Annotated in this window: 1 protein-coding gene; it reads right to left on the bottom strand. The window is 62.1% G+C overall.

The genetic code is table 11. The annotated features are described in order from the left end of the window. Window positions 1-520: 520 nt before the first annotated feature. Window positions 521-617: IS3 family transposase (locus tag RM445_RS32685; protein ID WP_397469430.1), on the bottom strand; the 97-nt coding region annotated here is incomplete at its 5' end.

Here is a 617-nt window from a genome sequence, read left to right on the forward strand (position 1 = left end):
CGCCCACGCCTACCTCGCCGTGACCGCCGCGATCGCCCCAAAAGACCTGGCAGCGGCCTCATCCCGCTCACCCTCGGCGAGATCCGCCGTCTCCTGGCACACCTGACCACACCCACCCGAACCCGCCACAACCACGCCCGAATCTGGGCCTGGTCGACCTGGCGACGCCGCCACCAACACCGCGCCCACACCAGCCACTACCGCAGACGCACGGGTATTCCATAACAATCTGCGGCTGGAGTACTAGGACACCTTCGCCCGCCGCACGGCCTTCGCGACGGTGATCTCACCGGCCAGCATCGACAGCACGATCGGACCTTCTCCTCGGTCGAGCACACCGGCGGTCTCGCCATGACAATCAGACTCTTGATAGTGAGAAACCGCAGGAAACAAGCCATGTCACGAATCTCGGCGCGCGACACTGGCACCAGGATGAGTGGTCGCTATGCCGATCAAGGACATGGCACGCCCTCCTGCCAGCCCTGCGAATTGGAATGTTCCCGATTTTATTGACATCGGTTTAGGCTGCCAGGTCGGTGAGTTTTCTGAATCCTAGCTCGTATTCGACTGGTGTCAAGTAGTCGAGAGTGGAGTGCCGCCGGCGGCGGTTGTAGTAG

Source organism: Pseudonocardia charpentierae (genome assembly GCF_031845345.1).
In the GTDB taxonomy this organism is placed as follows: domain Bacteria; phylum Actinomycetota; class Actinomycetes; order Mycobacteriales; family Pseudonocardiaceae; genus Pseudonocardia; species Pseudonocardia charpentierae.